The organism is Paraburkholderia sp. UYCP14C (genome assembly GCF_004197395.1).
In the GTDB taxonomy this organism is placed as follows: Bacteria; Pseudomonadota; Gammaproteobacteria; order Burkholderiales; family Burkholderiaceae; genus Paraburkholderia.
Map to the genome: position 1 here is coordinate 23,731 of NZ_SELS01000020.1, position 24,970 is coordinate 48,700.

General features: G+C 62.0%; 27 protein-coding genes. 6 read left to right on the top strand and 21 right to left on the bottom strand.

Going from position 1 to position 24,970, the window contains the following annotated elements; genetic code table 11:
* Positions 1-3 precede the first annotated feature (3 nt).
* From EVC45_RS19580 to EVC45_RS19610, 7 genes are all read right to left on the bottom strand, one after another.
* A complete protein-coding gene (locus tag EVC45_RS19580; protein ID WP_129959769.1) occupies positions 4-945 on the bottom strand; it encodes a copper resistance D family protein in 942 nt (313 codons plus the stop codon).
* The gene (copC, locus tag EVC45_RS19585) at positions 945-1,319 is read right to left on the bottom strand and encodes a copper homeostasis periplasmic binding protein CopC (protein WP_129959772.1); all 375 of its coding nucleotides are present in this window, start codon (positions 1,317-1,319) and stop codon (positions 945-947) included. Before copC ends, EVC45_RS19580 begins: the two co-directional genes overlap by 1 nt.
* A gap of 69 nt (positions 1,320-1,388) precedes the next feature.
* Positions 1,389-1,739, bottom strand: coding sequence for a copper-binding protein (locus EVC45_RS19590; protein WP_129959774.1), 351 nt, complete (start codon positions 1,737-1,739; stop codon positions 1,389-1,391).
* Between the two features lie 61 nt (positions 1,740-1,800).
* Positions 1,801-3,096, bottom strand: coding sequence for a copper oxidase (locus EVC45_RS19595; RefSeq protein WP_129960007.1), 1,296 nt, complete (start codon positions 3,094-3,096; stop codon positions 1,801-1,803).
* A 2-nt stretch (positions 3,097-3,098) separates the two neighbouring features.
* Complete coding sequence (locus EVC45_RS19600) at positions 3,099-4,571, bottom strand: TolC family protein (RefSeq protein ID WP_129959777.1); 1,473 nt, start codon at positions 4,569-4,571, stop codon at positions 3,099-3,101.
* Positions 4,568-4,861: a hypothetical protein gene (locus EVC45_RS46785; RefSeq protein WP_129959780.1), complete on the bottom strand. Its 294-nt coding sequence runs from the start codon at positions 4,859-4,861 to the stop codon at positions 4,568-4,570. Before EVC45_RS46785 ends, EVC45_RS19600 begins: the two co-directional genes overlap by 4 nt.
* A gap of 88 nt (positions 4,862-4,949) precedes the next feature.
* Positions 4,950-5,342, bottom strand: a complete 393-nt coding sequence (locus tag EVC45_RS19610; protein WP_129959783.1) for a hypothetical protein — start codon at positions 5,340-5,342, stop codon at positions 4,950-4,952.
* Between the two features lie 256 nt (positions 5,343-5,598).
* Between EVC45_RS19610 and EVC45_RS19615 the strand changes: the two genes are divergently transcribed.
* Complete coding sequence (locus EVC45_RS19615; protein WP_129959786.1) at positions 5,599-5,799, top strand: heavy-metal-associated domain-containing protein; 201 nt, start codon at positions 5,599-5,601, stop codon at positions 5,797-5,799.
* A 196-nt stretch (positions 5,800-5,995) separates the two neighbouring features.
* Here the strand turns inward: EVC45_RS19615 and EVC45_RS19620 are convergent, their stop codons facing one another.
* The 5 genes from EVC45_RS19620 to EVC45_RS19640 all read right to left on the bottom strand — a co-directional run bounded on the left by EVC45_RS19620 (position 5,996) and on the right by EVC45_RS19640 (position 10,444).
* Positions 5,996-6,364, bottom strand: a complete 369-nt coding sequence (locus tag EVC45_RS19620; RefSeq protein WP_248295190.1) for a hypothetical protein — start codon at positions 6,362-6,364, stop codon at positions 5,996-5,998.
* A 206-nt stretch (positions 6,365-6,570) separates the two neighbouring features.
* The gene (locus EVC45_RS19625) at positions 6,571-8,970 is read right to left on the bottom strand and encodes a heavy metal translocating P-type ATPase (protein WP_129959792.1); all 2,400 of its coding nucleotides are present in this window, start codon (positions 8,968-8,970) and stop codon (positions 6,571-6,573) included.
* Between the two features lie 19 nt (positions 8,971-8,989).
* Positions 8,990-9,646 carry an isoprenylcysteine carboxylmethyltransferase family protein gene (locus EVC45_RS19630; RefSeq protein WP_129959795.1) on the bottom strand — a complete coding sequence of 219 codons (657 nt, stop codon included), beginning with the start codon at positions 9,644-9,646 and terminating at the stop codon, positions 8,990-8,992.
* Positions 9,639-9,890 carry a DUF2933 domain-containing protein gene (locus EVC45_RS19635; protein ID WP_129959798.1) on the bottom strand — a complete coding sequence of 84 codons (252 nt, stop codon included), beginning with the start codon at positions 9,888-9,890 and terminating at the stop codon, positions 9,639-9,641. The genes EVC45_RS19630 and EVC45_RS19635 overlap by 8 nt, the downstream gene beginning before the upstream one ends.
* Before the next feature lie 44 nt (positions 9,891-9,934).
* Positions 9,935-10,444, bottom strand: a complete 510-nt coding sequence (locus EVC45_RS19640) for a hypothetical protein (RefSeq protein ID WP_211193445.1) — start codon at positions 10,442-10,444, stop codon at positions 9,935-9,937.
* A gap of 343 nt (positions 10,445-10,787) precedes the next feature.
* On the opposite strand from EVC45_RS19640, the gene EVC45_RS19645 reads away from it, so the two are divergent.
* The 3 genes from EVC45_RS19645 to EVC45_RS19655 are packed head-to-tail and all read left to right on the top strand — an operon-like array spanning position 10,788 to position 12,768.
* Positions 10,788-11,414 (top strand): LemA family protein, encoded by a 627-nt coding sequence (locus EVC45_RS19645; RefSeq protein ID WP_129959804.1) that lies wholly within the window; start codon positions 10,788-10,790, stop codon positions 11,412-11,414.
* Positions 11,415-11,434: 20 nt separating this feature from the next.
* Complete coding sequence (locus tag EVC45_RS19650) at positions 11,435-12,268, top strand: YgcG family protein (protein ID WP_129960008.1); 834 nt, start codon at positions 11,435-11,437, stop codon at positions 12,266-12,268.
* The gene (locus tag EVC45_RS19655) at positions 12,265-12,768 is read left to right on the top strand and encodes a TPM domain-containing protein (RefSeq protein WP_248295191.1); all 504 of its coding nucleotides are present in this window, start codon (positions 12,265-12,267) and stop codon (positions 12,766-12,768) included. The genes EVC45_RS19650 and EVC45_RS19655 overlap by 4 nt, the downstream gene beginning before the upstream one ends.
* Before the next feature lie 193 nt (positions 12,769-12,961).
* Here the strand turns inward: EVC45_RS19655 and EVC45_RS19660 are convergent, their stop codons facing one another.
* From EVC45_RS19660 to EVC45_RS19685, 6 genes are all read right to left on the bottom strand, one after another.
* Positions 12,962-14,050, bottom strand: a complete 1,089-nt coding sequence (locus EVC45_RS19660) for a DUF3800 domain-containing protein (RefSeq protein ID WP_248295192.1) — start codon at positions 14,048-14,050, stop codon at positions 12,962-12,964.
* A gap of 876 nt (positions 14,051-14,926) precedes the next feature.
* The gene (gene glmS, locus EVC45_RS19665) at positions 14,927-16,744 is read right to left on the bottom strand and encodes a glutamine--fructose-6-phosphate transaminase (isomerizing) (protein WP_129959807.1); all 1,818 of its coding nucleotides are present in this window, start codon (positions 16,742-16,744) and stop codon (positions 14,927-14,929) included.
* A 59-nt stretch (positions 16,745-16,803) separates the two neighbouring features.
* Positions 16,804-18,165, bottom strand: coding sequence for a bifunctional UDP-N-acetylglucosamine diphosphorylase/glucosamine-1-phosphate N-acetyltransferase GlmU (gene glmU, locus EVC45_RS19670; RefSeq protein WP_129959810.1), 1,362 nt, complete (start codon positions 18,163-18,165; stop codon positions 16,804-16,806).
* A gap of 141 nt (positions 18,166-18,306) precedes the next feature.
* Complete coding sequence (ttcA, locus tag EVC45_RS19675) at positions 18,307-19,308, bottom strand: tRNA 2-thiocytidine(32) synthetase TtcA (RefSeq protein ID WP_129959813.1); 1,002 nt, start codon at positions 19,306-19,308, stop codon at positions 18,307-18,309.
* A gap of 3 nt (positions 19,309-19,311) precedes the next feature.
* On the bottom strand, positions 19,312-19,707 hold the full coding sequence (locus EVC45_RS19680; RefSeq protein ID WP_129959815.1) for a dihydroneopterin aldolase: 396 nt from the start codon (positions 19,705-19,707) through the stop codon (positions 19,312-19,314).
* 88 nt (positions 19,708-19,795) lie between these two features.
* On the bottom strand, positions 19,796-20,623 hold the full coding sequence (locus EVC45_RS19685; RefSeq protein ID WP_129959817.1) for an SDR family oxidoreductase: 828 nt from the start codon (positions 20,621-20,623) through the stop codon (positions 19,796-19,798).
* 13 nt (positions 20,624-20,636) lie between these two features.
* On the opposite strand from EVC45_RS19685, the gene EVC45_RS19690 reads away from it, so the two are divergent.
* Both EVC45_RS19690 and EVC45_RS19695 read left to right on the top strand, forming a co-directional pair.
* Positions 20,637-21,839 (top strand): class I SAM-dependent methyltransferase, encoded by a 1,203-nt coding sequence (locus EVC45_RS19690; RefSeq protein ID WP_129959819.1) that lies wholly within the window; start codon positions 20,637-20,639, stop codon positions 21,837-21,839.
* Positions 21,840-21,870: 31 nt separating this feature from the next.
* The gene (locus EVC45_RS19695; RefSeq protein ID WP_018418711.1) at positions 21,871-22,065 is read left to right on the top strand and encodes a DUF2905 domain-containing protein; all 195 of its coding nucleotides are present in this window, start codon (positions 21,871-21,873) and stop codon (positions 22,063-22,065) included.
* Between the two features lie 32 nt (positions 22,066-22,097).
* Here EVC45_RS19695 and EVC45_RS19700 read toward each other — a convergent pair whose 3' ends face one another.
* From EVC45_RS19700 to EVC45_RS19710, 3 genes are read right to left on the bottom strand one after another with little or no spacing between them, the layout of a single operon-like run.
* A complete protein-coding gene (locus EVC45_RS19700; protein WP_129959821.1) occupies positions 22,098-23,330 on the bottom strand; it encodes a multifunctional CCA addition/repair protein in 1,233 nt (410 codons plus the stop codon).
* Positions 23,327-23,980, bottom strand: a complete 654-nt coding sequence (locus tag EVC45_RS19705; RefSeq protein ID WP_129959823.1) for a glutathione S-transferase family protein — start codon at positions 23,978-23,980, stop codon at positions 23,327-23,329. The genes EVC45_RS19700 and EVC45_RS19705 overlap by 4 nt, the downstream gene beginning before the upstream one ends.
* 31 nt (positions 23,981-24,011) lie before the next feature.
* A complete protein-coding gene (locus tag EVC45_RS19710; RefSeq protein ID WP_129959825.1) occupies positions 24,012-24,965 on the bottom strand; it encodes a complex I NDUFA9 subunit family protein in 954 nt (317 codons plus the stop codon).
* Positions 24,966-24,970 lie beyond the last annotated feature (5 nt).

Sequence of the window (24,970 nt, forward strand, 5' to 3'; positions counted from 1 at the left end):
CACCTACGTTGTCCCCGGCAGCGGACTGGAGACGAGAACGGCAGCCGTGACGAGCACACCAGCCAGCACAATCGATTCGACGTGCAAGACAGCTGCAAACCGCTTCAGCGGTCGGGCAGCAAATTCCGAAGACGCTTCTCTCAGGGATGGGAGCAGTTGAGGCATTCCGAAGAACCGGTTATGTCCGCCAAGCGCGGCGGCAATACCCACGAGAGCGAGCTTTAGCAGCAGCACTCGCCCGTACACGGACGTCAACAGGTACTCTGGTGCGTTGACTCCGCGCCAGCCGCTGTACGCGCCGGTGATGACGAGGATGGCCAGCGCGAACGTGGCGGCGTCGGAAAGCGACTGAATGAACGTCGCAGTGTTCGCACGCTCAGCGGCAGGTGCACGAGATATGCGGGGCACCACGACGTACGTTGCAACAAGTACGAGTCCCACCCACGCGCTGATAGCAAGCAGATGCACCCAATCCACCCATACCGGAAGACTAAATGCGCCCGCATCGATGGGGTGTCCGCCATGACTGCGCGCCAGCGCAGCAGCTACGAGAGTGAGCCCCAGAGCGGCCTTGAAACGAATCGGACCTCGAGACTGCACGACCGACAAAATTATCGTCACAAGCATGACCCCTGCGACCGCGAGCCACGCATGGCCGAAGTCGGTTTCCACGAGCATTGAGCGAACGGCTGGACCTGCCTCTCCGAGCGTCGATTCACTCATCAGCGCGCAATGAATCCAGAACGCGAACGCACTGGACACCAGCGCGGTAAAAGAAGCGATGCGGAAGGTGAGGAGAAGACGCCCACTGACGCTAGCTTGCCAGCGCGACGTGCTGCGAGATACCCACCTGTCACTGAGCAGTGCGCCCACAAGAACTGCGAAACTGATGTTCTGTAGCGCCACCAATGAGAGCCGCAAAACGCCGAGGAAACCGTCATTCATCACTTCACCGCGAATGTGTAGGTGCCTTTTGTCTTGTGAGCATCATGCGTCATGACCGCCCATTGGACGGTGTACGAGCCGGAAGCAAGCTTCGGGACTGCAACGATGAGCACGCGTGGGTTCGATGAATCGACCTTGGCCTTGTCCTTTGTCGCAGACGCCCCCGATGCATCGACCAGCTTTATTGTGCTGAACGACGACTCGAGGTCTTCATTGAAAGTCAGACGCAGCATTTCAGGCGAGATATCGACTGCGCTGCCCGCCGCTGGTGTGGCGCTCTCCAGCTTGCCGTGGGCAAACGTGAGAGCGGGTGAGAGCACGGCGACTGTGGTCGCTGCTGCAGTGACCAACAGTTTGTGTATATTGGTATTCACGATTGTTTCCTCCCAAAACCAAATCGGGGCGTAGCCTGTACCGCGCCGCTGACACCCCATTTAAATTGCTCACTGCTTCTGCAGCTTCGTCACGGTGAGTGCGCCGTCGATGTCTTCGGCCACGAAGTCAATCTTGTCGCCCACCTTCACCTGTGAAAGCATGGCCGGGTCCTTGACCTTGAACACCATGGTCATGGCCTCCATATCCAGGTTTCTCAGCGGTCCGTGTTTGATGGTCAGTTTTCCGGCGGAGGTATCCACTTTCTTCACCTCGCCATGCGACATGTTGTTCGTCGCTTCCGCGCCCTGTTGCGCGCCGCTTGCCGTGTTCATGTTTCCCGCGTCACCTGCGGCAAACGCGGTCGCAGATACCCCGACGGCACAGCCCAGCAAAATCGAAGCAATTGCCTTCTTCATCATGTTCTCTCCCACAGTTGGATTAACAAATATCGGCCGGAGCCACGTCCGGCTCGCCACGAAATCAGCTATCCGGTAGTTCACCGGTGTACTCGTACGCTACGGTTCCCTTCGGGTGTTTGAACCAGCCCGGGTCACGGTAGTCGTTGCGGCCGAGACCCTCGCGTACCTTCACGACGCTAAACATGCCGCCCATTTCCAGGGCGCCGAACGGTCCAGTCCCCGTCATCATTGGCAGTGTGTTATCGGGTAGCGGCATCTCCATGTCGCCCATCGAACCGCCTGCGCTGCCCATCGCCATGTAGTCCGGCACGAGCTTGTTGATACGCTTCGCGAGGTCTTTCTGCGGCACGCCAATCAGGTTGGGAACCTGATGACCCATCGCGTTCATCGTGTGATGTGACTTGTGGCAATGAAATGCCCAGTCGCCCGGCCGGTTCGCGGTGAACTCGATGACACGCATCTGCCCGACTGCGACGTCGGCGGTGACCTCCGGCCAGCGTGCAGAAGGCGGAATCCATCCGCCATCCGTCCCGGCGACCTCGAAGCTATACCCGTGCAGATGGATGGGATGGTTGGTCATCGTCAGGTTCCCGAAGCGGATACGTACGCGGTCTCCGGCTCGTACTGGCAGCGGGTCGATATCCGGAAAGACCCTTGCGTTCCACGTCCACATGTTGAAGTCGGTCATTTCATTGACGCGCGGCGTGAAGCTGCCCGGGTCGATGTCATAGGCCGACATCAGGAACACGAAGTCGCGGTCCACCGGCATGACGCCACGGTCCTTCGGATGCACGATGAATGTCCCCATCATCCCCATCGCCATCTGCACCATCTCGTCGGCGTGCGGGTGGTACATGAACGTGCCGTGCTTCTCAAGCTGGAACTCATAGACGAAGGTCTTGCCCGGCGGAATGTGCGGTTGAGTGAGACCACCGACACCGTCCATTCCGGACGGCACGAGCATCCCGTGCCAATGAACCGTGGTGTGTTCCGGCAGTCTGTTGGTCACGAAGATGCGGACCTTGTCGCCTTCGACCGCTTCGATAGTCGGACCAGGAGCCTGGCCGTTGTACCCCCACAAGTTCGCCTTCATACCAGGTGCCATTTCGCGGACCACTGGCTCGGCAATCAGGTGGAATTCCTTCCAGCCGTTCTTCATGCGCCAAGGCAGAGTCCAGCCGTTCAGTGTGGCCACGGGTGTATAGGGGCGTCCGTTGGGCGGCACCAGCGGTGGCTGTGTCGCGGTCTTTTCCATCGTGGGTGCTTCTGGGAGAGTCGCCGCGCCAGCCTTGCTGACCATCGCCGCACCAAGCAGCGCAGCGCCCGAGCCGCCGAGAAATGTTCGACGTGAGACCATGTTCATTTACCTTCTGAATTCGTCGGCGATGCCGGGTGGGTCGCGGAAGCAGGCGACGGCGAGTCCTGCGCCGGGGAAGGCGGCGTTTGCGTCGCCGGTATCTGTGCCATCGCAAGCGGTGGAAGCTTGCCGCCGAGCGACTGTTGCAGGTCCGTCTCGGCAAGCCAGTAGTCCTTCAGTGCGTCGATGTATCCGTTGACGGCAGCGACCTGGTCGCGCGAATCGGCAAGCAGCTCGAACACGCTGGCGAGCATGCCGTTGTAGCGCAGCAGCATTTCATCCGAGATAGCCTTACGTATTGGCACCACCTCGTCGCGGTAGTGCTTTGCGACGTCGTAGCTCGTCACATAAGCGGAGTACGACTCACGTACTTCGGAGCGGGCATCAATCGCCGTTTGCGCGAGCCGGTTCGCCGACTGCATATAGGTGGCTTCAGCGCGTGCCACTTTCGCGCTACCCCAGTCGAGGATGGGAATCTCGACACTGATTTCGTACCCACGCTCATGCCCTTTGTCGGTCTCGAAATTGTTGAGATACCCGACGTCCAGTGCATTGATGAACCGGGTTGCCTTGCTGAGCCCCAGAGACGTAGCGACGCTCTGCGTTCTCAGCTTCGCCGCCTGAATGTCCAGGCGGTTCTGCATCGCAAAGCTTTCGAGGTTGTTCAGTTCCGGTCTGTCCTTTGGCAGGTCAGGCAGGCGCTCCGGTAGCGTGAACTGGGTTCCTGAACCCCATAGGCCCATCGTGCGCGTGAGCTTCTCGCGGGCCATGACTGCTTGCTGCCGGGCCCTTGCCAACTGCGCGACCGACTCCGCGTAAAAGGCCTGCTCGCGCGCATAGTCGAGCTTGCTGAAATTACCCGCCTGACGCATGCGCAGCGCGAGTTCCGCACCGGCCTCGCCTGAATCCTTGACCTGTTCGGCGTACAACGCCGCCTGCTCGGCAGCGACGGCGCTCACGTAAGCCTTTCGGGCGTCCGCGGCTACCGAGAGCATTGCGTTGGACGTCTCGAGCTTCGTCTGTTCGAACCGGCGGCTCTCGATGTGCGTCGCCACGGGTAGCGTGAGTACGCCCAGCACGCCCATGGAGAAGGTCCGACTGATGCTGATGCCATCGCTCCAGTGCGTCCGGCTGAATGTGAAGCCCGGATTGGGCAGACGGCCCGCCTGGACGAGGTCGGCCTCGGAGATACCAAGCTCGCCGTAGGACGCCTGAAGACCCCGGTTGTTCAGCAGCGCGACCTGGACGGCTTCGTCCATGCCGAGTGGCTTCGACAGCAACTCCTGCGTCCGCTTGTAGACAGCATCGCGGTCTTCGTCGCTTTTTACATACACGGCGTCTTTGCCAAGGCGTTCCGACGCAGTCGTCGATACGGTGTTGAATCCACCGTCCTTCGAAAAGGTCGTGCAGCCGGCCAGGAACAGCGTCGCTAGAGCAATGCATGTCACTCGGCTGTGCGCGAGCAGTCGCATCATTTCGACTCGCCCCCGTGTTCGTTGTCCTCCTTCCCGTTGGATGCACCACCTGATTGGTGACCGCGCGTCATCCCAGCCATGCCGCGAGTTGGAGTAACGTCGCGGTTCAACTGCTGCCAGCTCGGTGCTTCGCCGTCCTGATACGACCTGTAGCCGTCGAAGGTGGATTGCACAGTGACTGCTGGCACGGATGCCCCTGCATCCGTCGGGTCGGGAGTTGTCGTTGTGGCATGGGCGAGCAACGGCAATACTGCGCCTGCGCTCATGAGCGCCGCAGAAATTGTTCGCATGGATAGTTCTCGTCGTGAATCATCCGGAGACCGATAACGGACTCCAGAAATACTTGCCGGTCGCAGCGCATGGCTGCGAGTGCACGGATTAGACGAGAGTCAAGCGTGGAGGACGTTCGATGCCGCCAGTCAGGAACGACACGACAGCGACAGCAGGGGGCAATGGGACGGGAAAGTGAGCCAGGTCGGCCGAAGCGAAAACCGCAGGCACGACCGGAAGCGCCGCACTGACACAGCAGGAGGCACAGGTCAAACACGCATGAACGTGATGGGCGCCGGTGTGGTCGTGGCCATGATGGTCATCATCGTTGGCCACCAGCGCATGTCCATCAGCTGAATCGTCCAGAAGGGCATGGTGAGCAGTCGCTTCATCATCGACCGCTTCGGAGGCGGCACAAATCATCGAGACGGCCGCAAACGACTGAACCGGAAGGCTCAGTGCAAGCAGAACGACAAGAAAAAATTTGCGCCAGTAGGACATAGATGAAAAGTCTAGCACGGGGTGAAGACCTCTGTAACCGCACGAAAGTGTCCGTGTGTAACGGCGCGCCGACTACGTCGCGGCAGTTCCAATTGCGCGCGGGCGGAAGTTTGCGATTCAAGTCGACAGTTGCGTTCGTGTAGTCACTCGCCGGCGACATGTAATCGACGAACCGTGGGATTCTCCTCACCCGTTGACCTTCCCACCGTGGGAAGGTGCAAGCTGAAGTCATTCACAGTTTGGCGGAGGCAGGAAAATGGAATTCAACGTAGCGGACATGGCCTGTGGCGGATGTGCGAGCGCAATCAGCAGGGCAATAGCAAACATGGACCCGACAGCGAAAGTGCAAATCGACGTCGCGACAAAAACGGTGAAGGTCGAGTCATCGATGAAACAGGAGCAAATTGGCTCTGTCATCAAGGCTGCGGGCTTCCATCCCGTAGCAACCGCGCCCTGAGCGTCGGGAAATGGTGGCGTGCGAACTGTATTGGTAGCGTTGGTTTTCGCGTTCGCGGTCAGGTGCCCGTGCGCGCGGAAACCGTCATCGTCCTGAATTCGGGCGCCGTGAGCGTGAGCCTTATCGACGAGGTGAGCCGGAAAGTGACCCATACCGCTTCCGTCGGAAAGGAATCCCATCATTTGATGGCGATGCCTTACGGTCTCCGCGTTGTGACGCCATAGCAAAGGAGCGCTGCGAGCCACACCGCTGTCAGCGCCAATAGGGCGAACTTGAAATGCGAATTGATGAACAGGTTCGCGACTGACATCAATCCGGTCGTGAAGGCGCCGCTCAGCCCGGCCACCAAAAGAGCGTACGGTTTGCGTTCGGCAAATGCGCCCAGTGCCAGATGCACGAGTAGCACTCCCGCCCCCACGATGTAACCACCGAGAACAAGGAAGACCAGTCTGAGCCAAGACGTGAGTTTGGGCACTGTTGCCAGCAAACGCTCACTGGACATCCCTATGTATTGCAGGTCTTCCGGTAGCAGGGGCGGCCGGACGAATATGAAATAGATGCCCATGAGGATTGTCGCAACGCCGACGGTCGCGAGAAGCCACGCGCACAGAGGCCGACGCAATGTCCGGTGCTTTCCGGTCACGGTATGTAGCACTGGCCACCTCCCTCGCGCGGAACGGCATTAAGCGTTTGGCCCGGCACAGAGCGGGTTCTGAGTGCGATAGGGCGAGCGAGAAACGCTCGAACCGCGACTGGTGCGACGGTCGTGTGCTACGTCCGAGCGGTCCGTAGCCGCAGCGCGTTACCGATGACAGAAACCGAGCTCAACGCCATCGCGGCACTGGCGATAATCGGGCTGAGCACAATACCAAGCCACGGATAGAGCACACCAGCCGCCACCGGAATCCCCACCGCGTTGTACGCGAACGCAAAGAACAGATTCTGGCGAATGTTCCTCATCGTTGCGACGCTCAATGCGCGCGCTCGCGCGATGCCGCGCAAGTCACCCTTAACCAGTACCACACGCGCGCTGTTCATCGCGACATCGGTTCCGGTGCCCATTGCGATACCAACATTGGCCTGCGCCAGCGCCGGTGCATCGTTCACGCCGTCCCCGGCCATCGCGACGACGTGCCCCTTTTGCTGAAGCTCCTGGACATGCTTGTACTTGTCTTCAGGAAGGACGCCTGCTTTGACACCGTCGAGCATTAGCGCCTTTGCGACCGCGTATGCAGTTACCGGGTTGTCCCCGGTCAGCATCACAATCTCGATGCCAGAAGCTCTTAACTGCCGGACCGCATCGGGTGTTGTGCCCTTCACCGGGTCGGCCACCCCAATGTACCCGGCGAGTATGCCGTCTGTTGCGAGGTACATGACTGTCTGCCCGGCCTCGCGCAACCTGTCCGTATCGACCGCTACCGAAGAGCAGTCAACGGCCATGTCATCCATCAGCCGTGCATTACCAAGCGACACGGCATGTCCCTCGATTTTGCCCTTCACGCCTTTGCCGGGAACCGATTCGAACGAGTCGACCCTGCTCATTGTCGTGGCCGACTCCTTCGCACGATTGATGATTGCCTGAGCCAGCGGATGTTCACTGGCACCCTCGAGGCTTGCCGCGTAGCCCAGTACGAGCGATTCTGGTTGACCGCTTGCCGCGACAACCGTCTGGACGCGTGGCTTCCCTTCTGTGAGGGTGCCGGTCTTGTCGACAACGACGGTATCAACTTTCTCCATCAATTCGAGCGCTTCCGCATCCTTGATGAGCACGCCTTCCCTGGCGCCGCGACCGACACCGACGATGATTGAAACGGGGGTCGCGAGTCCGAGCGCGCAGGGACATGCGATGATGAGAACGCTAATGGCAACAACCAGCGCGTTGGCAAGGGCCGGGGCGGGGCCGGCGAAAGTCCAGACGAGGAATGCGACGACCGCCATGCCGATGACCGCGAGCACGAACCAGCCGGAGACCTGGTCAGCGAGCTTCTGTATAGGCGCGCGTGAACGGCCCGCCTCCGCTACCATTTGCACAATCCGCGCGAGCAGCGTGTCAGAGCCGATTTTCTCCGCCCGCATCAGAAAGGTCCCAGTCTGATTCACCGTGGCACCAGTGACCTTGCTTCCGGCGAACTTCTCTGCAGGAATCGATTCGCCGGTAATCATCGACTCGTCGACGCTCGAACGTCCATCGATGACCACACCGTCTACGGGTATCTTTGAGCCCGGCTTCACGCGGAGTGTGTCGCCCACGGCGACCGACTCCAGGGGAACGGTCTCCTCGCTACCGTCCTGTTGAACGCGAACTGCCGTCTGAGGTGCAAGCTTGAGCAGGTCGCGAATGGCGCTAGACGTGCGTGAGCGTGCACGAAGTTCGAGCACCTGGCCAAGCAGAACCAGAGTCACGATTACGGCCGCCGCCTCGAAGTACAGCGGCAATTCACGTCCGTGCCTGAACGCTTGTGGCAACGCATCGGGAAAGAACAGCGCGAAGACGCTAAACACATAGGCTGCAGCCACGCCCAGCCCAATGAGGCTGAACATGTTCAGCTGCCACGTAACGAAAGACTTCCAGCCGCGTGCCAGAAAGGGCCAGCCACACCACAGGACGACGGGTGTCGCCAACAAACCCTGAACGCATTGCGACCAGGATGCCTTCATCCAGTGTGGCGCCCCGGAAAACAGTCCGTTCAGCACCGCATCAATGTCGAAAGGCAGAATCATCCTGCCCATTGTCATGAAGAGCAATGGAATGGACAGGACGAGTCCTACCCAGAAGCGTCGCGTCATCGACTCGAGCTCGACGTTGCGCCCCTCCGCTATGACCGGAGTAAGTGGCTCGAGTGCCATTCCACAAATGGGGCATGCACCCGGCGCGGGGGCCCGTATCTGCGGATGCATCGGGCAGGTGTAAATGACGCCAGTGGTAGGTTCAGGCGCTGGCGTCTTCGTCGTCGGTCGGATGTATGTGTCGGGGGACGCCTGGAACTTTGCCAGGCAGTTGATGCTGCAGAAATAGTACGGTTGCCCCTGATAGGCGTGGCGAAGAGCAGAGTCGCTATCAACCTGCATGCCGCAAACGGGGTCCGTCATCTGGGCAACACTACGCTTCGCGGCGCTGCTCTCATGCTCGTGAATCGAGCTTTCATGTGGATGGGCATGTGAATGAGCCATCGCAGCCGCCTCGCCAGTGTCAATGTACGTGTACCGTATCGTCTTGCGAGAGTCGCGGGATGAAGCGCGGCGTATGTGCTGCATACTCGCGCCATGATTGTCCGAACCGCGTCTCAGAGTCGCGCTCTTCCTGTATCGCAAGCCGCACGTACATATAGACCAGCACCGGGAACATCAGGAGCGTGACAAGCGTCGGCCATTGCAGCAGGAAGCCAAACATGATGACCACAAACGCGACATACTGCGGGTGGCGCACTTTTGCGTACGGACCTGAGGTCGCAAGTTTGCCGTTTCGCTGGGCCTCGTACAGGACATGCCATGCCTGCGACAGCAGATAAAATCCGCCGAACACGAAAACGAAGCTGAGGATGTGCGGCAACGCGAAGTGCGGGTTGCCGTGCCGGCCGGTCATCATCCACCAGATGTGACCAGAGTCGTGAGAGAACAGGTTCGTCTGTGGAAACCTCGCTTGCAACCAGCCCGACAGCAGATAGATGGTGAGCGGAAATCCGTACATCTCCGCGAAGAGCGCGACGATAAACGCCGAGAAGCCGCCAAACGTCCTCCAGTCCCGCTTCGTCGCCGGTTTGAAGAAGCTGAATGCGAAGATGATAAAAACAAGGGAGTTGATGAGGACGAGACCCCACAGGCCGTAGCCGCTACCCATGTTAGTCATGGCTGTCTCCCGAATCCGACGGCGGTTCCTTCCTGAGTGCCCCGTTATGCCTGTGTCCGTGACCATGGTGCATGAAGAGATGCATCAGCGGACAGGACAGCAGCAGAAGGTACGGCAGCACGCCGAGAAAATGCGCCCGGTGTTCGGAGAAAAGCAGGAACAGGGCAATAGCTGCAAACCCCAGCAGCGCAATTGCGGAGCGTGATTTCCAGAAAGGACGCGTGCCGTGATGGACCTCGTTCATCGAACCTCTCCCCTACTGAATCTGCGTGACCGATGAGTCCCAACTCACTGCGTACCGGCGGGGGGTTGCCCCATCCAGTAGTGTTGATGCCACATCATGTTGGTCATCATCTCCTGCTGCATCTTGAGATATTGGTCGGTCATGTACTGGCGTTGCCGCAACTGCTCGGGGGTGAGGTTTGAGTAGTACCCGCCCGTATGCCCCCAACCCGGACCAGAGCCTCCCATCATTCCGTGTCCCATCATGCCTGGCCCCATCATCCCGCTGCCCCACATGCCGTGCATGATGTTCATCGCGCTCTGCATTGTGTCCCAGTGCTGCTGCAGCAATCTCTGTCGCTCCTGCGGGTCCTGAGTCTTGCGAATCTGGTCCATCTGACCTTGCATCTGGGTCATCAGTTGCTGCAGCTTCGCGAGATTCTTGTCGAACTCAGCGGGCTTCTGAACCTGAGGTTTGGGAGTGGCTTGGGCAGCACCAACGTCTTGCGACGCGGCGTGCAGTAAAGGCGAAAACAGAGTCATAGCGATGACCGCTGTTGACAGGATTATCTTCATCACCAACTCCTCGTAGTCGTCCGGCCGTAAGACAGATGCGTACCAGCTTTCAAGTTACGCGCAGAGAAAAGGACGGAATTGATGCACATCAAGGCTGCATCGGTCCGAGTGCGCCAGCCCCGCCTGGAATACGCTCATGGGTGTCTCCACTGGAATTCGCCGTTCAGCGAATTCCAGCCACAGAAGCTGCGGAACTGGTTGACCTGTGTCAAAAAGGGCGGGTACCGGCGGTGTACCGTTTGTTCATTTCGGACACGTTGCGTTGGCACGGTCGCCAATAGTTTGTCGTGGCGTTTCACGAGGCGCCCAACGTTACCTGGTTACTTACATTCCGCACAGAGACATGAGAATGCGAACGCTCTTCGGGTTGCTATTTGTAGCAGTCGTGCTCGGCCTGTCCGGATGTGGGTATAACGCCATCCAGACCCAGGACGAACAGGTCAAGGCAAGCTGGTCGGAAGTCTTGAACCAGTATCAGCGGCGGGCCGACCTAGTGCCAAATCTCGTCAATACGGTTAAGGGATTCGCCAACCAGGAGAAGGAAGTTTTGACGAAGGTGACCGAGGCTCGCGCGCAGGTCGGCTCCATCAAGGCGACCCCGGAACTGCTAGCTGACCCGCAGGCGTTCGCGAAATTTGAATCGGCGCAGGGACAGCTCACGTCCTCCCTCTCCCGTCTGCTCGTAGTGTCGGAAAACTACCCGCAACTCAAGTCCGACGCGAACTTCAGGGATTTGCAGGCCCAGCTCGAAGGAACCGAGAACCGGATTGCGGTCGCGCGGACCCGCTACATCAAGGCGGTGCAGCAGTACAACTCCACCGTCAGGTCGTTCCCGGACAACCTGATTGCAAAGGCGTTCGGTTATCAGGAAAAACCGAACTTTTCCGTTGCAAATGAAGCTGAAATTTCAAGGCCGCCACGTGTCGACTTCGGGGCGACACCGGCGTCGGCGGGCGGGGCAAACAATTGACCTTCATCCGCATACTGTTCATGGTGGTCGTCGCGGCGGTTGCGTTCGCCGGGGCCGACGTTCATGCCGAAGTACCCATCCCGTCGCTGACCGCCCGCGTGACGGACGAGACGGGAACGCTGACGAACGAGCAACGTTCTGCCCTCGAGCAAACTCTCAAGGACTTTGAGGTCCGCAAGGGAACTCAGATTTCGGTCCTTATCGTCCCCACGACGCAGCCCGAGACAATCGAGCAGTATTCAATGCGTGTGGTTGAACAATGGAAGCTTGGGCGGCAAAAGGTTGATGACGGGGCGTTGCTGATTGTCGCCAAGAACGACCGGTCGCTGCGCATCGAAGTCGGATACGGCCTTGAAGGCGCACTGAACGATGCGACCAGTAGCCGGATTATCCGTGAGGTGATTGTCCCCAGGTTCAAGCAGGGCGACTTCTACGGCGGCATCGCTGCGGGCGTTGACAGCATTATCAGTGTCGCCAATGGTGAACCGCTACCCGCTCCGGCACAGCGCCGAGATGAGACCGAGGGCATTGGACGGCTACTCCCGGCACTGTTTGTGATGGCAGTCGTCGCGGGTGGTTTGCTGCGTGCCTTGCTCGGCCGGTTGCCCGGCGCCGTTGTAACGGGCGGTGTTATCGGCGTGCTGGCGTGGATACTTTCTGGCGCGGTCTTCGTCGCCGTCGTCGCCGGGGTAATCGCGCTCATATTCACGCTTGTCGGCAGCGGCATGGGTGCATACGTGGGGGGGCGGTACATTGGTGGCGGGCCAGGCGGGTTCGGCGGCCGCTCCAACCGCGATATCTTCCGAGGCGGTGGCGGCGGATTCGGCGGTGGTGGGGCTTCAGGAAGGTGGTGAACGTGGACCTGAAACGTATCGTCCGGCACCTGATGATGACCCATTGGCGGGTCAAGGCAGCGTTTTCACCGCGTTCCCTGTCGGCCATCGAGAAGGCCATTCAGGAGAGTCACAAAGCCCACGTCGGCCAAGTGAGGTTTGTAGTTGAGGGCGCGCTGCATAGTGCCGCTCTCTTCGATGGACTGACTGCACGTGAACGGGCGATTGACGTGTTTTCCCAGCTTCGGGTGTGGGACACGGAGTACAACAACGGGGTTCTAATCTATCTGCTTCTCGCGGACCGCGACGTTGAAATCATTGCGGACCGAGGCATCCATTCGCGAGTCCCTCGTGAAGAATGGGAGGCTGTCTGCCGGATGATGGAGTCGGAGTTTCAGCGCGGGAAATACCAAGCGGGTGCCGTACGCGGAGTCGACCAGGTCACGGCACTGCTCAAGAAACACTTCCCGGCGCATAGGCCGCCTCGAGAAGACCTGCCAAGTTCTCCTGTCTTGATGTAGGAGCGTCAAGCCCAACTGAACAGTGACGAACGCGATGCCGACTTGGACGCGGCCGTCCTGTTTCGCATTTAGGGGAATACCCCTGACGAACACGATGGAAGCAGAGATTTACAAGGGATATGCACTCTACGGGCACTCAATCCACGAGGGCGAGGTCTTTGCCACCAGTGGGACGGTGCTTCGCGCCGGGCGACTAGTTGGGACCAGCGGTGTACTCGAGTTTTTTCAAACGGAAGTGATTGCGTGTTCCGGTAAAGTTCAGTCGGCGGTTCACCGAGCCCGCAACGACATCCGCGAGCTGAACCAGAGCGCTATTTTTCGAAGAAACCGCAACGATAGACTCGAGTATCAGCTCATCGCCGTGTCGATTTTGAAGACCATCGTGAATGCGCTGCTTCATTCCCTCGATGGCAATCTGGTCGAGCGACTGTTCTTCGTCCAGCGTGACAGTGACATATCGCGGTAGCCCGACCCGCCCGCTGTTCACCTCATGCTCAAGCCCCTTGAGCAGCATGAATTCGTGCAGACGTTGCACGGCGTCTTCGATACTGCGTTTCAAATTGTCTCGACGGACCGCGATGAGCTTGAAGCTTAGATACTCGCGATTCACCTCGATGACATCGAGGTAGTCTGCAATCGCGTCAATGTCCCCTTTCCCGAACCTCGCAAAGTGCAGTTCCCGCTTTGCAAACGTGGAGCTGGCCTTCCACGTGTTGATGGCCTGCGTCACATCGAATACTGCGCGGCCGTTCAACACCCAGACGGCGCCCACGATTACGTGGGCCTCGGTCTTGCCCGTTTCGTCGGCAAACACCTGGAGCGTCTGCCTCGGCGTCGCATCCTCGAGGACTGCATCGCGCATTTCGTCTTCAAGGCCCCTGCGGCGGCGGCGTACCTTCACGTCGGCTTGGAATAGCTCGTATTCGTTTTGAATCTTTGCCCGCGCTCGCACGAGAAGCGGTACGTGTTCAAGCTCGAAAAGATGTTCGGGCTTTATACCATCGGGATTGAAGAACGCAGGCTGGAACTCCGCCCAATATTTGAGCGCCAGAACGATGTCGCTGTTCCGGGCCGCCGGATACATATTCAAAATATATGCGACGCGAGCTCTCTGAGTCGAGAAGTCACCACTGGCGAGCGAGTCGATGAGCTCACGCTTTTCTTTGCGAAGACGTTGCGCCTTCTTCTCCGCAGGGTCTATGACGGCTTCTTGTTCGTCTCCGGCGGGAGCCGCCGCTTGGGTTTCGCCGAGTTCGAGCAGGTCTTCGCTTGTGGACATCATGCCTCACCTTCAACCTTTGGAACTTCAGTTTATCGCGATATTCGTCTGCCGTATGGGGCAGGAAAACGGATGTTAGATGCCGTGCAACCGGAGCCGAACCCCGGGCAGCATATTGCGCAATCAAGGCGAGGTGATACTGGGCGAGCAGCAGGAGCGAGCCGCTAGCGCGGGATGCAGGATGGGAAGGTAGACGCAACGGAAGGAGATGAGACCGGGGCCGAAGCCCCGGGCGACCGCTCATTGCGAGGTCATTTCTGTGCCATTTTTAGGAATTTCCCCCTCGAAACACGGGCGATTTGTCGCGGTGGGAATAGAAGCGTTTACCTCGTAAAAACAATTACCTAGATGCAGAAATCGGCTCCGGAAAAGGGAGATGCGTTTACACGTATACGCTTCTAATTCAAACGTGCACGACGTCCGATTAAGCCTTATGCCGGAGTTGCACTGAACCATCGTTTCCGATTCATCCCGCTCGGAGAGCAACGATTCAACATCCATTCGCTGGAGATCACACGAAGTTGGGCACCCGGATCAAATCGACGGCGTCAACAACCTTGTGCACATCGTAGGTAAGCCGGGGGCCGAGGCCCGGGGAATAACGCGCGCGCGTCAAACTTTGTCAGAAGTTTTCGAGGATGCGCGGGCATTGCGCATTGGCGCGCCCAGAACTTTCAAAAAGCCCACCAGGGGTTACTGCGCCCATGCGGGGAAGTGGCGCGGACACTTTGGCCTGATTGCAATTTTTCGAATAGGCTCCGCGACGCCAGTCGTGACGGGGCCTCCAGACTTACGAAATTCCGGTGCCAAAATGTGTGGGTCCGCGACTCGCGCGGACCTCTTTCCAAGTTCCTATGCGCCGTTACGTCTTCTGCTTCGTCACTCCACCGTCACCGATTTCGCCAGGTTGCGCGGCTTATCCACATCGGTGCCACGCGCGCAAGCGGTGTGATACGCGAGCAACTGCAGCGGCACGACGTGCAGGATCGGCGACAGCAGGCCATAGTGCTCCGGCATGCGGATCACGTGCAGCCCTTCGTCGTTGACGATCTTCGTATCCGCATCGGCGAACACATAAAGCTCGCCGCCACGCGCGCGTACTTCCTGGATGTTCGACTTCAGCTTTTCGAGCAGCGCGTCGTTCGGCGCGACCGTCACCACCGGCATCGCTTCGGTCACGAGCGCCAACGGACCGTGCTTCAATTCGCCGGCCGGATACGCCTCGGCGTGGATATACGATATCTCCTTGAGCTTCAGCGCGCCTTCGAGGGCGATCGGATAGTGCAGGCCGCGCCCGAGGAACAACGCATGTTCCTTGCGAGAAAACTCCTCCGACCACGCGATGATCTGCGGCTCCAGCGCGAGCACGCTGTTGAGCGCAGCCGGCAGGTGGCGCAGCTGCTTCAGATAGCTCGCTTCCTGCTCGTCGTTCAGACGTCCGCGCAGCTTCGCGAGCGTTGCCGCCAGCGTGAACAACGCGACCAGCTGCGTCGTGAACGCCTTGGTCGACGCGACGCCGATCTCGCGCCCCGCGTGCGTGAGGAACGACAACTCGGTCTGCCGCACCATCGCGCTCGTGCCGACGTTGCAGATCGCGAGCGTGTGCTTGTGGCCGAGCGCCTGCGCGTGCTTGAGCGCCGCGAGCGTGTCGGCGGTTTCACCCGACTGCGAAATCACCACCACCAGCGACTTCGGATTCGGCACCGACTCGCGATAGCGATACTCGCTCGCAATCTCGACCTGAGTCGGAATCTTCGCGAGCGATTCGAGCCAGTACTTGGCAGTGAGCCCCGAGTAGTAGCTGGTGCCGCACGCGAGAATCAGCAAACTGTCGATGTCCGCGAACACCTCGCCCGCGCCTTCGCCGAAGATCCACGCATCGAATGCATCGGCTTGCGGAATCGTGTCGGTGATCGCTTGCGGCTGCTCGAAAATTTCCTTCTGCATGAAGTGGCGATACGGGCCGAGTTCAACCGCGCCGCCATACGCCGCGACCTGACGCACTTCGCGCTGCGCGGCCTCGCCCTGGCGATCGGCGATCCGCACGCCATCGAGCGACAGTTCGCAGACGTCGCCTTCCTCGAGGAAGATGAAGCGCTCGGTGCTGCCCGCGAGCGCAAGCGCGTCCGACGCGAGGAAGTTCTCGCCGTCGCCGAGTCCGACCACGAGCGGCGAGCCCTGGCGGGCGCCGACCACCGTGTGCGGCTGGTCCCTGTGCAGCACCGCGATCGCGTACGCACCGTGCAGCTGCGCGATCGCCTCGCGCACCGCGGCGAACAGATCGCCGCGATACAGGCTATGGATCAGGTGCGCAATAACCTCGGTGTCGGTCTGCGAGACGAACTCGTAACCCTTGCCACGCAGCATTTCGCGCAAGGTCTCATAGTTCTCGATGATGCCGTTGTGTACCAACGCCAGCGCATCGCGCGAGAAGATCGGGTGCGCGTTGTCGGTGACCGGTGCACCATGTGTGGCCCAGCGCGTATGCGCGATGCCCGTCACGCCTTCGAGGCGACCGTCGCGCACCTGCCCGTCGAGGTCGGCGACACGCGCGACGCTGCGCGCGCGGCTCGGTCCGCGAGCGCCGAGCACGGCGACGCCGCACGAATCGTAGCCGCGATATTCGAGGCGCCGCAGTCCTTCGATCAGGACGGGAACGATGTTACGTTGCGCAACCGCGCCGACAATGCCGCACATGGTGAATTCCTTTTCAGTGCCGGATTCAGTGAGCGCGCCTCGTGGGCACGCCGTATCGATCAGGTTTTCTTTTTGACCGGGCGCACGTAGCCCGTCCTGCTCGTTTGGGTTTTATCGTTCAGCACCAGCGCGCCGGCCGCGACGTCTTTCCATACCGTGGTACCGGCCGCGATCGTCGCGCCGCGCTGCACGCGCACCGGTGCGACCAGTTGCGTGTCCGAGCCGACGAACACGTCGTCCTCGATCACGGTGCGGAATTTGTTGGCGCCGTCGTAGTTGCAGGTGATCGTACCCGCGCCGATATTCACGCGCGCGCCGACATCCGCATCGCCGATGTAGCTGAGGTGGTTCGCTTTCGAGCCATGGCCGAGCACCGCGTTCTTGACCTCGACGAAGTTCCCGACGTGCGACTCGTCGTGCAGCGCCGCACCCGGGCGCAAGCGCGCATATGGACCGATAACGGCCTTCGCGCCGACTTCCGCACCCTCGATGTGCGAGAACGCATCGACGCGTGTACCGACGCCGATACGCGCGTTGCGGATCACGCAGTTCGGACCGATGCAGACGTTGTCGGCCAGCGTTACGCGGCCTTCGAACACGCAGTTCACGTCGATCGACACGTCGCGGCCGCATTCGAGCGTGCCGCGCACGTCGACGCGGGCTGGATCGACGAGCGTCACGCCCGCGACGAGCAGCGCGTCGGCCACATTGCGCTGATGAATCCGCTCGAGCTCGGCCAGTTGCTGCTTGCTGTTCACACCGAGCGTTTCCCACTCGTGCTCGGGCTGCGTGGTGACGACTTTCAGGCCGGCTTCGATCGCCATCTCGACCGCGTCGGTCAGATAGAACTCGCCTTGCGCGTTGTCGTTCCTGAGCGCCGCGAGCCAGCCGGCGAGACGCCCGGTCGGCGCGACGATGATGCCGGTGTTGATTTCGGCGATCTTCAGTTGCTCCGGATTCGCGTCCTTCTGCTCGACGATGCGCTGCACGTTGCCGTGCTGATCGCGCACGATGCGGCCATAGCCGGTCGGGTCGTCGAGCGTGACGGTGAGCACGCCGTAGCCGTTCTGGCCGGCGCGTTCGGTCAATGCGCGCAGCGTCTCCGCGCGCGTCAGCGGCACGTCGCCATACAGCACCAGCGTGGGCAAGGAAGGATCGAGCAGCGGCAGCGCCTGCTGCACCGCGTGGCCGGTGCCGAGCTGTTGCTCCTGCACCGCGAACCGGATATCGGGCGCCGCGACGGCTTCACGAACGGCTTCGGCGCCGTGGCCGATCACGACGATCAGGCGCGCGGGCTGCAGCGCGCGGGCGGTGTCGATGACATGAGCGAGGAGCGGCCGGCCGGCCAGAGGATGGAGCACCTTGGGAAGCGCGGACCGCATGCGCTTGCCGGTACCTGCCGCCAAAATGACGATGTTCATGGCGTCGGCAACTAGACGAGTTTGGAGCGCACGATTCTATCATGCTGCACCTGCAAAAAAGGCCGCTGACGCGGCCTCGGCGGGGCTTGCAAGCCGGCGGAAAAGCGCCGGAATGCAGCCGGAACAGGCACTGTTCGCGCGTTACAGGTCGTCGAACTGGACCAGCGAAATGGTCTTCGCGCCGGTGAGCGGCGCGCCTTCGTCGCCGCTCGAGCACGGTTCTTCGTCGAACGCGATATCGCCTTGCGGGTCGGCCTCGCCGGTCGCGCGCAGCCCCGCGAACGGAAACAGCTGGTGGTCCATCAGATGCGAAGGCACCACGTTCGACAGCGCGTTGAACATGTTCTCGATGCGGCCCGGGAAGCGCTTCTCCCAGTCACGCACCAGCGCTTTCATTTCCGCGCGCTTCAGGTTCGGCTGGCTCCCGCACAGATTGCACGGAATGATCGGGAATTCGCGCAGCTCCGCGTACTTCTCCAGATCGGTTTCCTTCACGTAGGCGAGCGGCCGGATCACGATGTTCTTGCCGTCGTCCGATTGCAGCTTGGGCGGCATGCCCTTCAGCTTGCCGCCGTAGAACAGGTTCAGGAGCAGCGTCTGCAGGATGTCGTCGCGATGATGGCCGAGCGCGATCTTGGTCGCGCCGAGCTCGCCCGCAACGCGGTACAGGATGCCGCGCCGCAGCCGCGAGCACAGCGAGCAGGTGGTCTTGCCCTCCGGCACGAGCCGCTTGACGATGCTGTAGGTGTCCTGGTTCTCGATGTGAAACGGGATGTCGAGCTGGGTCAGATACTCGGGCAGCACGTGCTCGGGAAAGCCCGGCTGCTTCTGGTCGAGATTCACCGCGACGATGTCGAAATTGATCGGCGCGCGCTCGCGCAACCGCATCAGGATGTCGAGCATCGCGTAGCTATCCTTGCCGCCCGACAGGCACACCATCACCTTGTCGCCGTCCTCGATCATGTTGTAGTCGCCGATCGCCTGGCCGACCTGGCGCGCGAGACGCTTGAACAGCTTGTTGTTCTCGTACGCTTCCTTCTGCTCGCGGCGTGTGAGCGGCGATTTCGGGGCGCGTGCGGCGCTCGGCGCCGCGCTGGCCTCGGCGGCCTGGTTGGCTGCGTTCAGCATGTCCGGTGCATTCATCGCTCAGTCCTCCTTGATGCGGAAGACTTCGACGCCGACCGCATCGCAGTCCGGATACACGTCCGGCTTCTCGGTCGACACGCGTGCGCCGCGCACCTGCGGATGTTCGAGCATCGCGCGCACGAGGTCGTCGCACAGCGTTTCCTGCAGATGGATATGGCCTTGCGACACGCGTTTGGCGATCGTCGAGCGCATGAAGTCGTAGTCGACGACTTCGGTGAGCTTGTCTTGCACCGGCGTGGACATCGCGAGCGGCACGAACAGTTCGACGTTGATCACGACGCGCTGCTCGCCGCGCTTTTCGAAGTCGTGCACACCGATATTGATGTGCACTTCGTAATTGCGCAGGAAAAGCCGGCGGCAATCGGCGAGCCGGGGGTGTGAAAGAGCGGCAAACATGTTCGTTCCAATCAAAAAAGCGTGCGGGGCACGCAAAGGGGCGCTTCGCTACCGGCGACGGCCGCCTCGAAGGCCGGCCGCGGGCGTGTCAGGCGCCCGTCAAAAACATCACGTCGCGCGGCAGCGGCACGAGGTGCTGCCCGCCGTCGACCACCAGCGTCGTTCCGGTGACGCCGGCTGCATCCGCGAGATACAGCGCGGCGGCGACGATATCCTCGGGCCGCGACGCACGGCCAAGAGGCGTCATACGGTGAGCGGCCTCGAACCCGTCCTGGGTCTGGTCGCCCGATTGCATGGTCAGGCCGGGCGCAAGCCCGACCACCCGGACCTTCGGTGCGAGCGCCTGGGCGAGCGCGACCGTCGCGGTCTGCAGCGCCGCCTTCGACAGCGTGTACGACAGATAGTCCGGGTTCATGTTGTACAGCTTCTGGTCCAGCACGTTGATCACGACGCCGCGCTGGCTTTCGTCGCGCAGCGCCGCATTGGGCGTCGCGTCGTAAAGCATGCGCGCGAGCACCAGCGGCGCGCCGACGTTCATCGCGGTCAGCTTCAGCAGCAGCTCGTAGCCGACGTCGCGCGCCGTGTCTTCCTCGAAGCGTGACGCGTTGTTGACGATGCACGATGGGCGCCCGAGCGCGGCGGTGCAGTCCGGCAGCAGCCGCGCGACCTGCGCCTCGTCGCCGAGCTCGGCGTGCAGCGCAACCGCGCGGCGGCCCAGCGCGACGATCTGTTCGACGACTTCGTCGGCTTCCTCACGCGAGGCGCCATAGTGCACGGCCACGTCCCAGCCGCGCGCGGCGAAGCCGAGTGCGAGCGCGCGCCCGATGCGGCGCGCCGCACCGGTAACCAGCACGACGCGGGGCGGTTCAGTCGGCGCTACGGCCGCGCGGGCAGCGATGTCCGGAGAAACGGTCATTTACAATGCGGGGATGAATCCGAAAGCTCACCAACCCGATAGTTTACCTGCTCCCGGCCCGAGCGCGCTTGCGCAGTCCGATGCGCTGGTCGCCGAGATCCGTGCGCAGCTCGACGCGGCCGGCGGCTGGCTGCCGTTCGACCGCTACATGGAGCGCGCGTTGTATGCACCGGGGCTCGGCTACTACAGCGGCGGTGCGCGTAAATTCGGCCTGCGCGCCGATGACGGCAGCGACTTCGTCACCGCGCCGGAATTGTCGCCGCTGTTCGCCGCGACGCTCGCGCGCCCGGTCGCCGAAGCGTTGGAGGCGAGCGGCACGCGCGACGTGATGGAGTTCGGTGCCGGCACCGGCAAGCTCGCGGCGGGGCTGCTCAATGCGCTCGACGCGCTCGACGCCGAATTCGACAGCTATTCGATCGTCGATCTGTCGGGTGAGTTGCGCGAGCGGCAGCGCGAAACGATCGCGGCGGCGGCGCCCGCGCTGCTCGCCAAAGTGCGTTGGCTCGACGCATTGCCGGAGCGTTTCGAAGGCGTGGTGATCGGCAACGAGGTGCTCGATGCGATGCCGGTGCGGCTCTTCGCGCAAAGCGGCGGGGTCTGGCACGAGCGCGGCGTGGTGTGGCGCGACGGCGCGTTCGGGTTCGACGACCGTCGCGTCGTAGCCGCCGCGGATCTCGCGCTGCTCTCCGAAATCGATGCGATCCGCGAGCCGGCCGCCGACGACTACCTGACCGAAACGCACGAAGCCGCGCGCGCCTTCACGCGCACGATCTGCACGATGCTCGCGCGCGGCGCGATCTTGCTGATCGACTACGGCTTTCCGCGCCACGAGTACTACCACGACCAGCGCGCGCAGGGCACGCTGATGTGCCACTACCGGCACCGCGCGCACGGCGACCCGTTCCTTTATCCCGGTCTGCAGGACATCACCGCGCACGTCGAATTCACCGGCATCGCCGAGGCCGGCGTCGAGACCGGCGCGGACCTGCTCGGCTTCACGTCGCAAGCACGCTTCCTGCTGAACGCGGGCGTCACCGAGGCGCTCGGCGAGATCGATCCCGACGACACCGCGCGCTTTCTGCCCGCGGCCAATGCGGTGCAGAAGCTGCTGTCCGAGGCGGAGATGGGCGAGCTTTTCAAGGTGATCGCGTTTTCGCGCGGACTCGACGATACACTGCGCGCCTTTTCGAGCGGCGATCGCTCGCATACGCTGTGATTGTGGATCCGCTCTGGTTCGAGGACTCGCGATGATTCGCTGGCTTTTGACTACCTTCGTTGCGGTCGCGGTGCTGTCGTCGTGCTGGCCGTGGCTGCGCAAGCTGGGCATCGGCCGGATGCCCGGCGACGTGACCTTGCGGCTGTTCGGCCGCGAGTATCCGTTTCCGTTCATGTCGACGCTGGTGCTGTCGATGCTGTTGTCGCTGCTGGCGCGGGTGTTGTAGACGCCGTCGCGCTACTTCACACCCGCGCGACTTCAAGCCAGCGCAGCCTCCACCGCTCGCACCCGCTCCTCGTGCACGGCATCCTTGATGCCGGCCGGCGCGTCGGCGAGCCGCTGCGCCACTGCCCCCGCATCCACGCCTCGCGCGGCCACCAGCGCAACCCTCAGCCGCTCGGCCTGCGGGTACTCGCACATCTCGAAGCCGAGCCGCCCGCGCGCGTCGGACTCGCAGGCTTGCAATGCCTCGGCGAAGCGCGCCGGCTTCCTGATCGCGTCGCTGCGCTCCAGCAGGCGCACCAGAGCCGCCGCCCCCATCTCCATCACGCGACGAATATTGCCGTGCTCACGCGCGACCAGCACCGCGAGATCGCGGCACTCATTCGGCACGCGCAACCGCTCGCACAGCGGCTTCAGCAGATCGACGCTGCGGCCCTCGTGCCCGATGTGCCGCGGCAGCACGTCCTCCGGCGTGGTGGCCTTGCCGAGGTCGTGTGTGAGCGCCGCGAAGCGCACCGGCAGCGCGTAGCCCTGCTGCGCGGCATGGTCGAGCACCATCATCACGTGGACACCGGTATCGACCTCGGGGTGATAGTCGGCGCGCTGAGGCACGCCGAATAGCGCGTCGATCTCGGGCAGAATCCGCGCGAGCGCGCCGCAGTCGCGCAGCACGTCGAACATCCGCGACGGCTTCTTCTCCATCAGTCCGCGCGACACCTCCTGCCACACGCGCTCGGCCACCAGCGCATCGGCTTCGCCGTCGGCGACCATCCGGCGCATCAGCGCCAGCGTTTCCGGCGCGACCGTGAAATCGACGAAGCGCGCCGCGAAACGCGCGATGCGCAGAATCCGCACCGGGTCTTCGAGGAACGCATCGCTGACATGGCGAAAGAGGCGCGCCTGCAAGTCGGCCCTGCCGTTGAACGGATCGATGACCGGCCCAGTCAGTTCGCCGTCGGGGCGCACCTCGCGTGCCATCGCGTTGACCGTCAGATCGCGGCGCGCGAGGTCTTCCTCCAGCGTCACGTCGGGCGCATAGAAAAACTGGAAGCCGTGATAGCCGGCCGCCGTCTTGCGCTCGGTGCGCGCGAGCGCGTACTCCTCGTGCGTCTGCGGATGCAGAAATACCGGAAAGTCCTTCCCCACCGGCCGATAGCCCTGCGCGACCATCTGCTCGGGCGTCGCGCCCACCACCACGTAGTCGCGGTCCTGCACCGGCACGCCGAGCAACTCGTCGCGAACCGCGCCGCCTACCGCGTAAATATTCATGGGCATTCGTCTTGATAGGCGATCGCGTGCGTTTCGCGGCGCGAGGCGTCGATCCATGCATTGACCGCGGGCAGCGCGCCAAGCCGCTCGACATAGGCGGCCGCGGTCTCCGACAACGCCGGCTGCCACGTGTTGAAGCGCATCGCGACCGGCGCGTACATCGCGTCGGCAATGCCGAACTCGCCGAACAGGAACGGACCGCCATAGGTTTCGAGGCAGTCGCGCCAGATCGTTTCGATCCGCGCGATATCGGCGAGCGCGCCCGGCGTCGCGTTCTTGCCCGGAAACGACGCGCGGATGTTCATCCACATCTTCGAGCGCAATTCGCCGAAGCCCGAGTGCATTTCGGCACTGACGCTGCGCGCATGCGCGCGCGCCGCCGGGTCGCGCGGCCACAGCGCGTGCTGCGGGAAGCGCTCGGCGAGCGTTTCGGCGATCGCGAGCGAATCCCACACGGCCTGCCCCGCGTCGTCGATCAGGCACGGCACCTTGCCCGGTCCGCGCGGTGCCTGAGCGCGGATCTTTGCAGTCGTGTCCGCTTCGTACAGCAGGATCAGCTCTTCTTCGAACGGAATGCCGAAGTGCGTGAGCAGCAGCCACGGACGCATCGACCACGACGAATAGTTCTTGTCACCTATCAGCAGTTTCATACTTGTTATCAGGAAGAGAGAGGAAAAGGATCTAGCGCCCTGCGCTGGCGCGGAACGTGTCGAGCCGCGAACCCGAGGCCGCGCCGGTCAGATACGTCGGTACGATCGCCTCGATGCTGACCGGTTCGAGTCCGAGCTCCGGCGCGAGCGGCCCGCTCAGAATATTGGCGACCTTCATCGAATCGAGATTGTCGCGCGAAATCACCGGTTCGCCCGGCGCCAATTCGAAGCTCAGCGCCTGCAGACGCGCGAGCGGCTCCGGCAGACGGATGATGCGCGCATGCTTGCCGATCACGTCGCCGCAGTACGAAACCAGGTCTTCGAGCGTGTAGACGGTCGGGCCGCCGAGCTCGTAGGTGCGGCCGCTGGCGCCGTCGAGATCGAGCACGTTGACGATCGCCTTCGCGACGTCGCCGACGTAGACCGGCTGGAACTGCGCGTCCGGCATCGCGAGCGGAATGGCCGGAAACACGCGCTGCAAAAACGCGAACTTGTTCAGAAACGCGTCCTCGGGGCCGAACACGACCGACGGCCGGAAGATCGTCCACGCAACATTTGCCGCATGCACGGCTTTCTCGCCGTCGGCTTTCGAGCGCGAATACATGCTTGGGCCGTTCGGATCGGCGCCGAGCGCGCTCAGATGAATCAGCCGATGCACGCCCTTGCCTTCGCAGGCGGCGACGATGCGCGTCGGCAGCTCGACGTGCGCATGCGCGAACTCCTTTCCATAGGGCTTGCCGCGTTTGCCGTTCAGGATGCCGACGAGGTTGATCACGCAATCCACGCCTTCGACGAAGCGCGCGAGCTGCACCGGATCGAACACGTCGGTTTCGAGCACGTCGATCGGCTGCATGGTCAGATGGCGCGCGTTGTAGCGTCGCCGTGTGGCGACGCGCACGTCCTTGCCCATCTCGACGAGCGCGTTGATGAGGTAGCTGCCGATGAACCCGGAGCCGCCGATGACCGCGATGGCTTGATGTCGCATTTTTC

Bases quoted from the DNA above. Each gene is read 5' to 3' on its own strand.
- EVC45_RS19600 (WP_129959777.1), bottom strand. From the start codon at position 4,571: ATGATGCGACTGCTCGCGCACAGCCGAGTGACATGCATTGCTCTAGCG.
- EVC45_RS19625 (WP_129959792.1), bottom strand. From the start codon at position 8,970: ATGGCTCATTCACATGCCCATCCACATGAAAGCTCGATTCACGAGCAT.
- EVC45_RS19660 (WP_248295192.1), bottom strand. From the start codon at position 14,050: ATGATGTCCACAAGCGAAGACCTGCTCGAACTCGGCGAAACCCAAGCG.
- EVC45_RS19615 (WP_129959786.1), top strand. From the start codon at position 5,599: ATGGAATTCAACGTAGCGGACATGGCCTGTGGCGGATGTGCGAGCGCA.
- EVC45_RS46785 (WP_129959780.1), bottom strand. From the start codon at position 4,861: ATGCGAACAATTTCTGCGGCGCTCATGAGCGCAGGCGCAGTATTGCCG.
- EVC45_RS19645 (WP_129959804.1), top strand. From the start codon at position 10,788: ATGAGAATGCGAACGCTCTTCGGGTTGCTATTTGTAGCAGTCGTGCTC.
- glmU (WP_129959810.1), bottom strand. From the start codon at position 18,165: ATGAACATCGTCATTTTGGCGGCAGGTACCGGCAAGCGCATGCGGTCC.
- EVC45_RS19590 (WP_129959774.1), bottom strand. From the start codon at position 1,739: ATGATGAAGAAGGCAATTGCTTCGATTTTGCTGGGCTGTGCCGTCGGG.
- EVC45_RS19680 (WP_129959815.1), bottom strand. From the start codon at position 19,707: ATGTTTGCCGCTCTTTCACACCCCCGGCTCGCCGATTGCCGCCGGCTT.
- EVC45_RS19650 (WP_129960008.1), top strand. From the start codon at position 11,435: ATGGTGGTCGTCGCGGCGGTTGCGTTCGCCGGGGCCGACGTTCATGCC.
- glmS (WP_129959807.1), bottom strand. From the start codon at position 16,744: ATGTGCGGCATTGTCGGCGCGGTTGCGCAACGTAACATCGTTCCCGTC.
- ttcA (WP_129959813.1), bottom strand. From the start codon at position 19,308: ATGAATGCACCGGACATGCTGAACGCAGCCAACCAGGCCGCCGAGGCC.
- EVC45_RS19620 (WP_248295190.1), bottom strand. From the start codon at position 6,364: ATGGGCATCTATTTCATATTCGTCCGGCCGCCCCTGCTACCGGAAGAC.
- EVC45_RS19640 (WP_211193445.1), bottom strand. From the start codon at position 10,444: ATGAAGATAATCCTGTCAACAGCGGTCATCGCTATGACTCTGTTTTCG.
- EVC45_RS19710 (WP_129959825.1), bottom strand. From the start codon at position 24,965: ATGCGACATCAAGCCATCGCGGTCATCGGCGGCTCCGGGTTCATCGGC.
- EVC45_RS19635 (WP_129959798.1), bottom strand. From the start codon at position 9,890: ATGAACGAGGTCCATCACGGCACGCGTCCTTTCTGGAAATCACGCTCC.
- EVC45_RS19690 (WP_129959819.1), top strand. From the start codon at position 20,637: ATGAATCCGAAAGCTCACCAACCCGATAGTTTACCTGCTCCCGGCCCG.
- EVC45_RS19630 (WP_129959795.1), bottom strand. From the start codon at position 9,646: ATGACTAACATGGGTAGCGGCTACGGCCTGTGGGGTCTCGTCCTCATC.
- EVC45_RS19705 (WP_129959823.1), bottom strand. From the start codon at position 23,980: ATGAAACTGCTGATAGGTGACAAGAACTATTCGTCGTGGTCGATGCGT.
- EVC45_RS19595 (WP_129960007.1), bottom strand. From the start codon at position 3,096: ATGGTCTCACGTCGAACATTTCTCGGCGGCTCGGGCGCTGCGCTGCTT.
- EVC45_RS19610 (WP_129959783.1), bottom strand. From the start codon at position 5,342: ATGTCCTACTGGCGCAAATTTTTTCTTGTCGTTCTGCTTGCACTGAGC.
- EVC45_RS19695 (WP_018418711.1), top strand. From the start codon at position 21,871: ATGATTCGCTGGCTTTTGACTACCTTCGTTGCGGTCGCGGTGCTGTCG.
- EVC45_RS19700 (WP_129959821.1), bottom strand. From the start codon at position 23,330: ATGAATATTTACGCGGTAGGCGGCGCGGTTCGCGACGAGTTGCTCGGC.
- EVC45_RS19685 (WP_129959817.1), bottom strand. From the start codon at position 20,623: ATGACCGTTTCTCCGGACATCGCTGCCCGCGCGGCCGTAGCGCCGACT.
- EVC45_RS19580 (WP_129959769.1), bottom strand. From the start codon at position 945: ATGAATGACGGTTTCCTCGGCGTTTTGCGGCTCTCATTGGTGGCGCTA.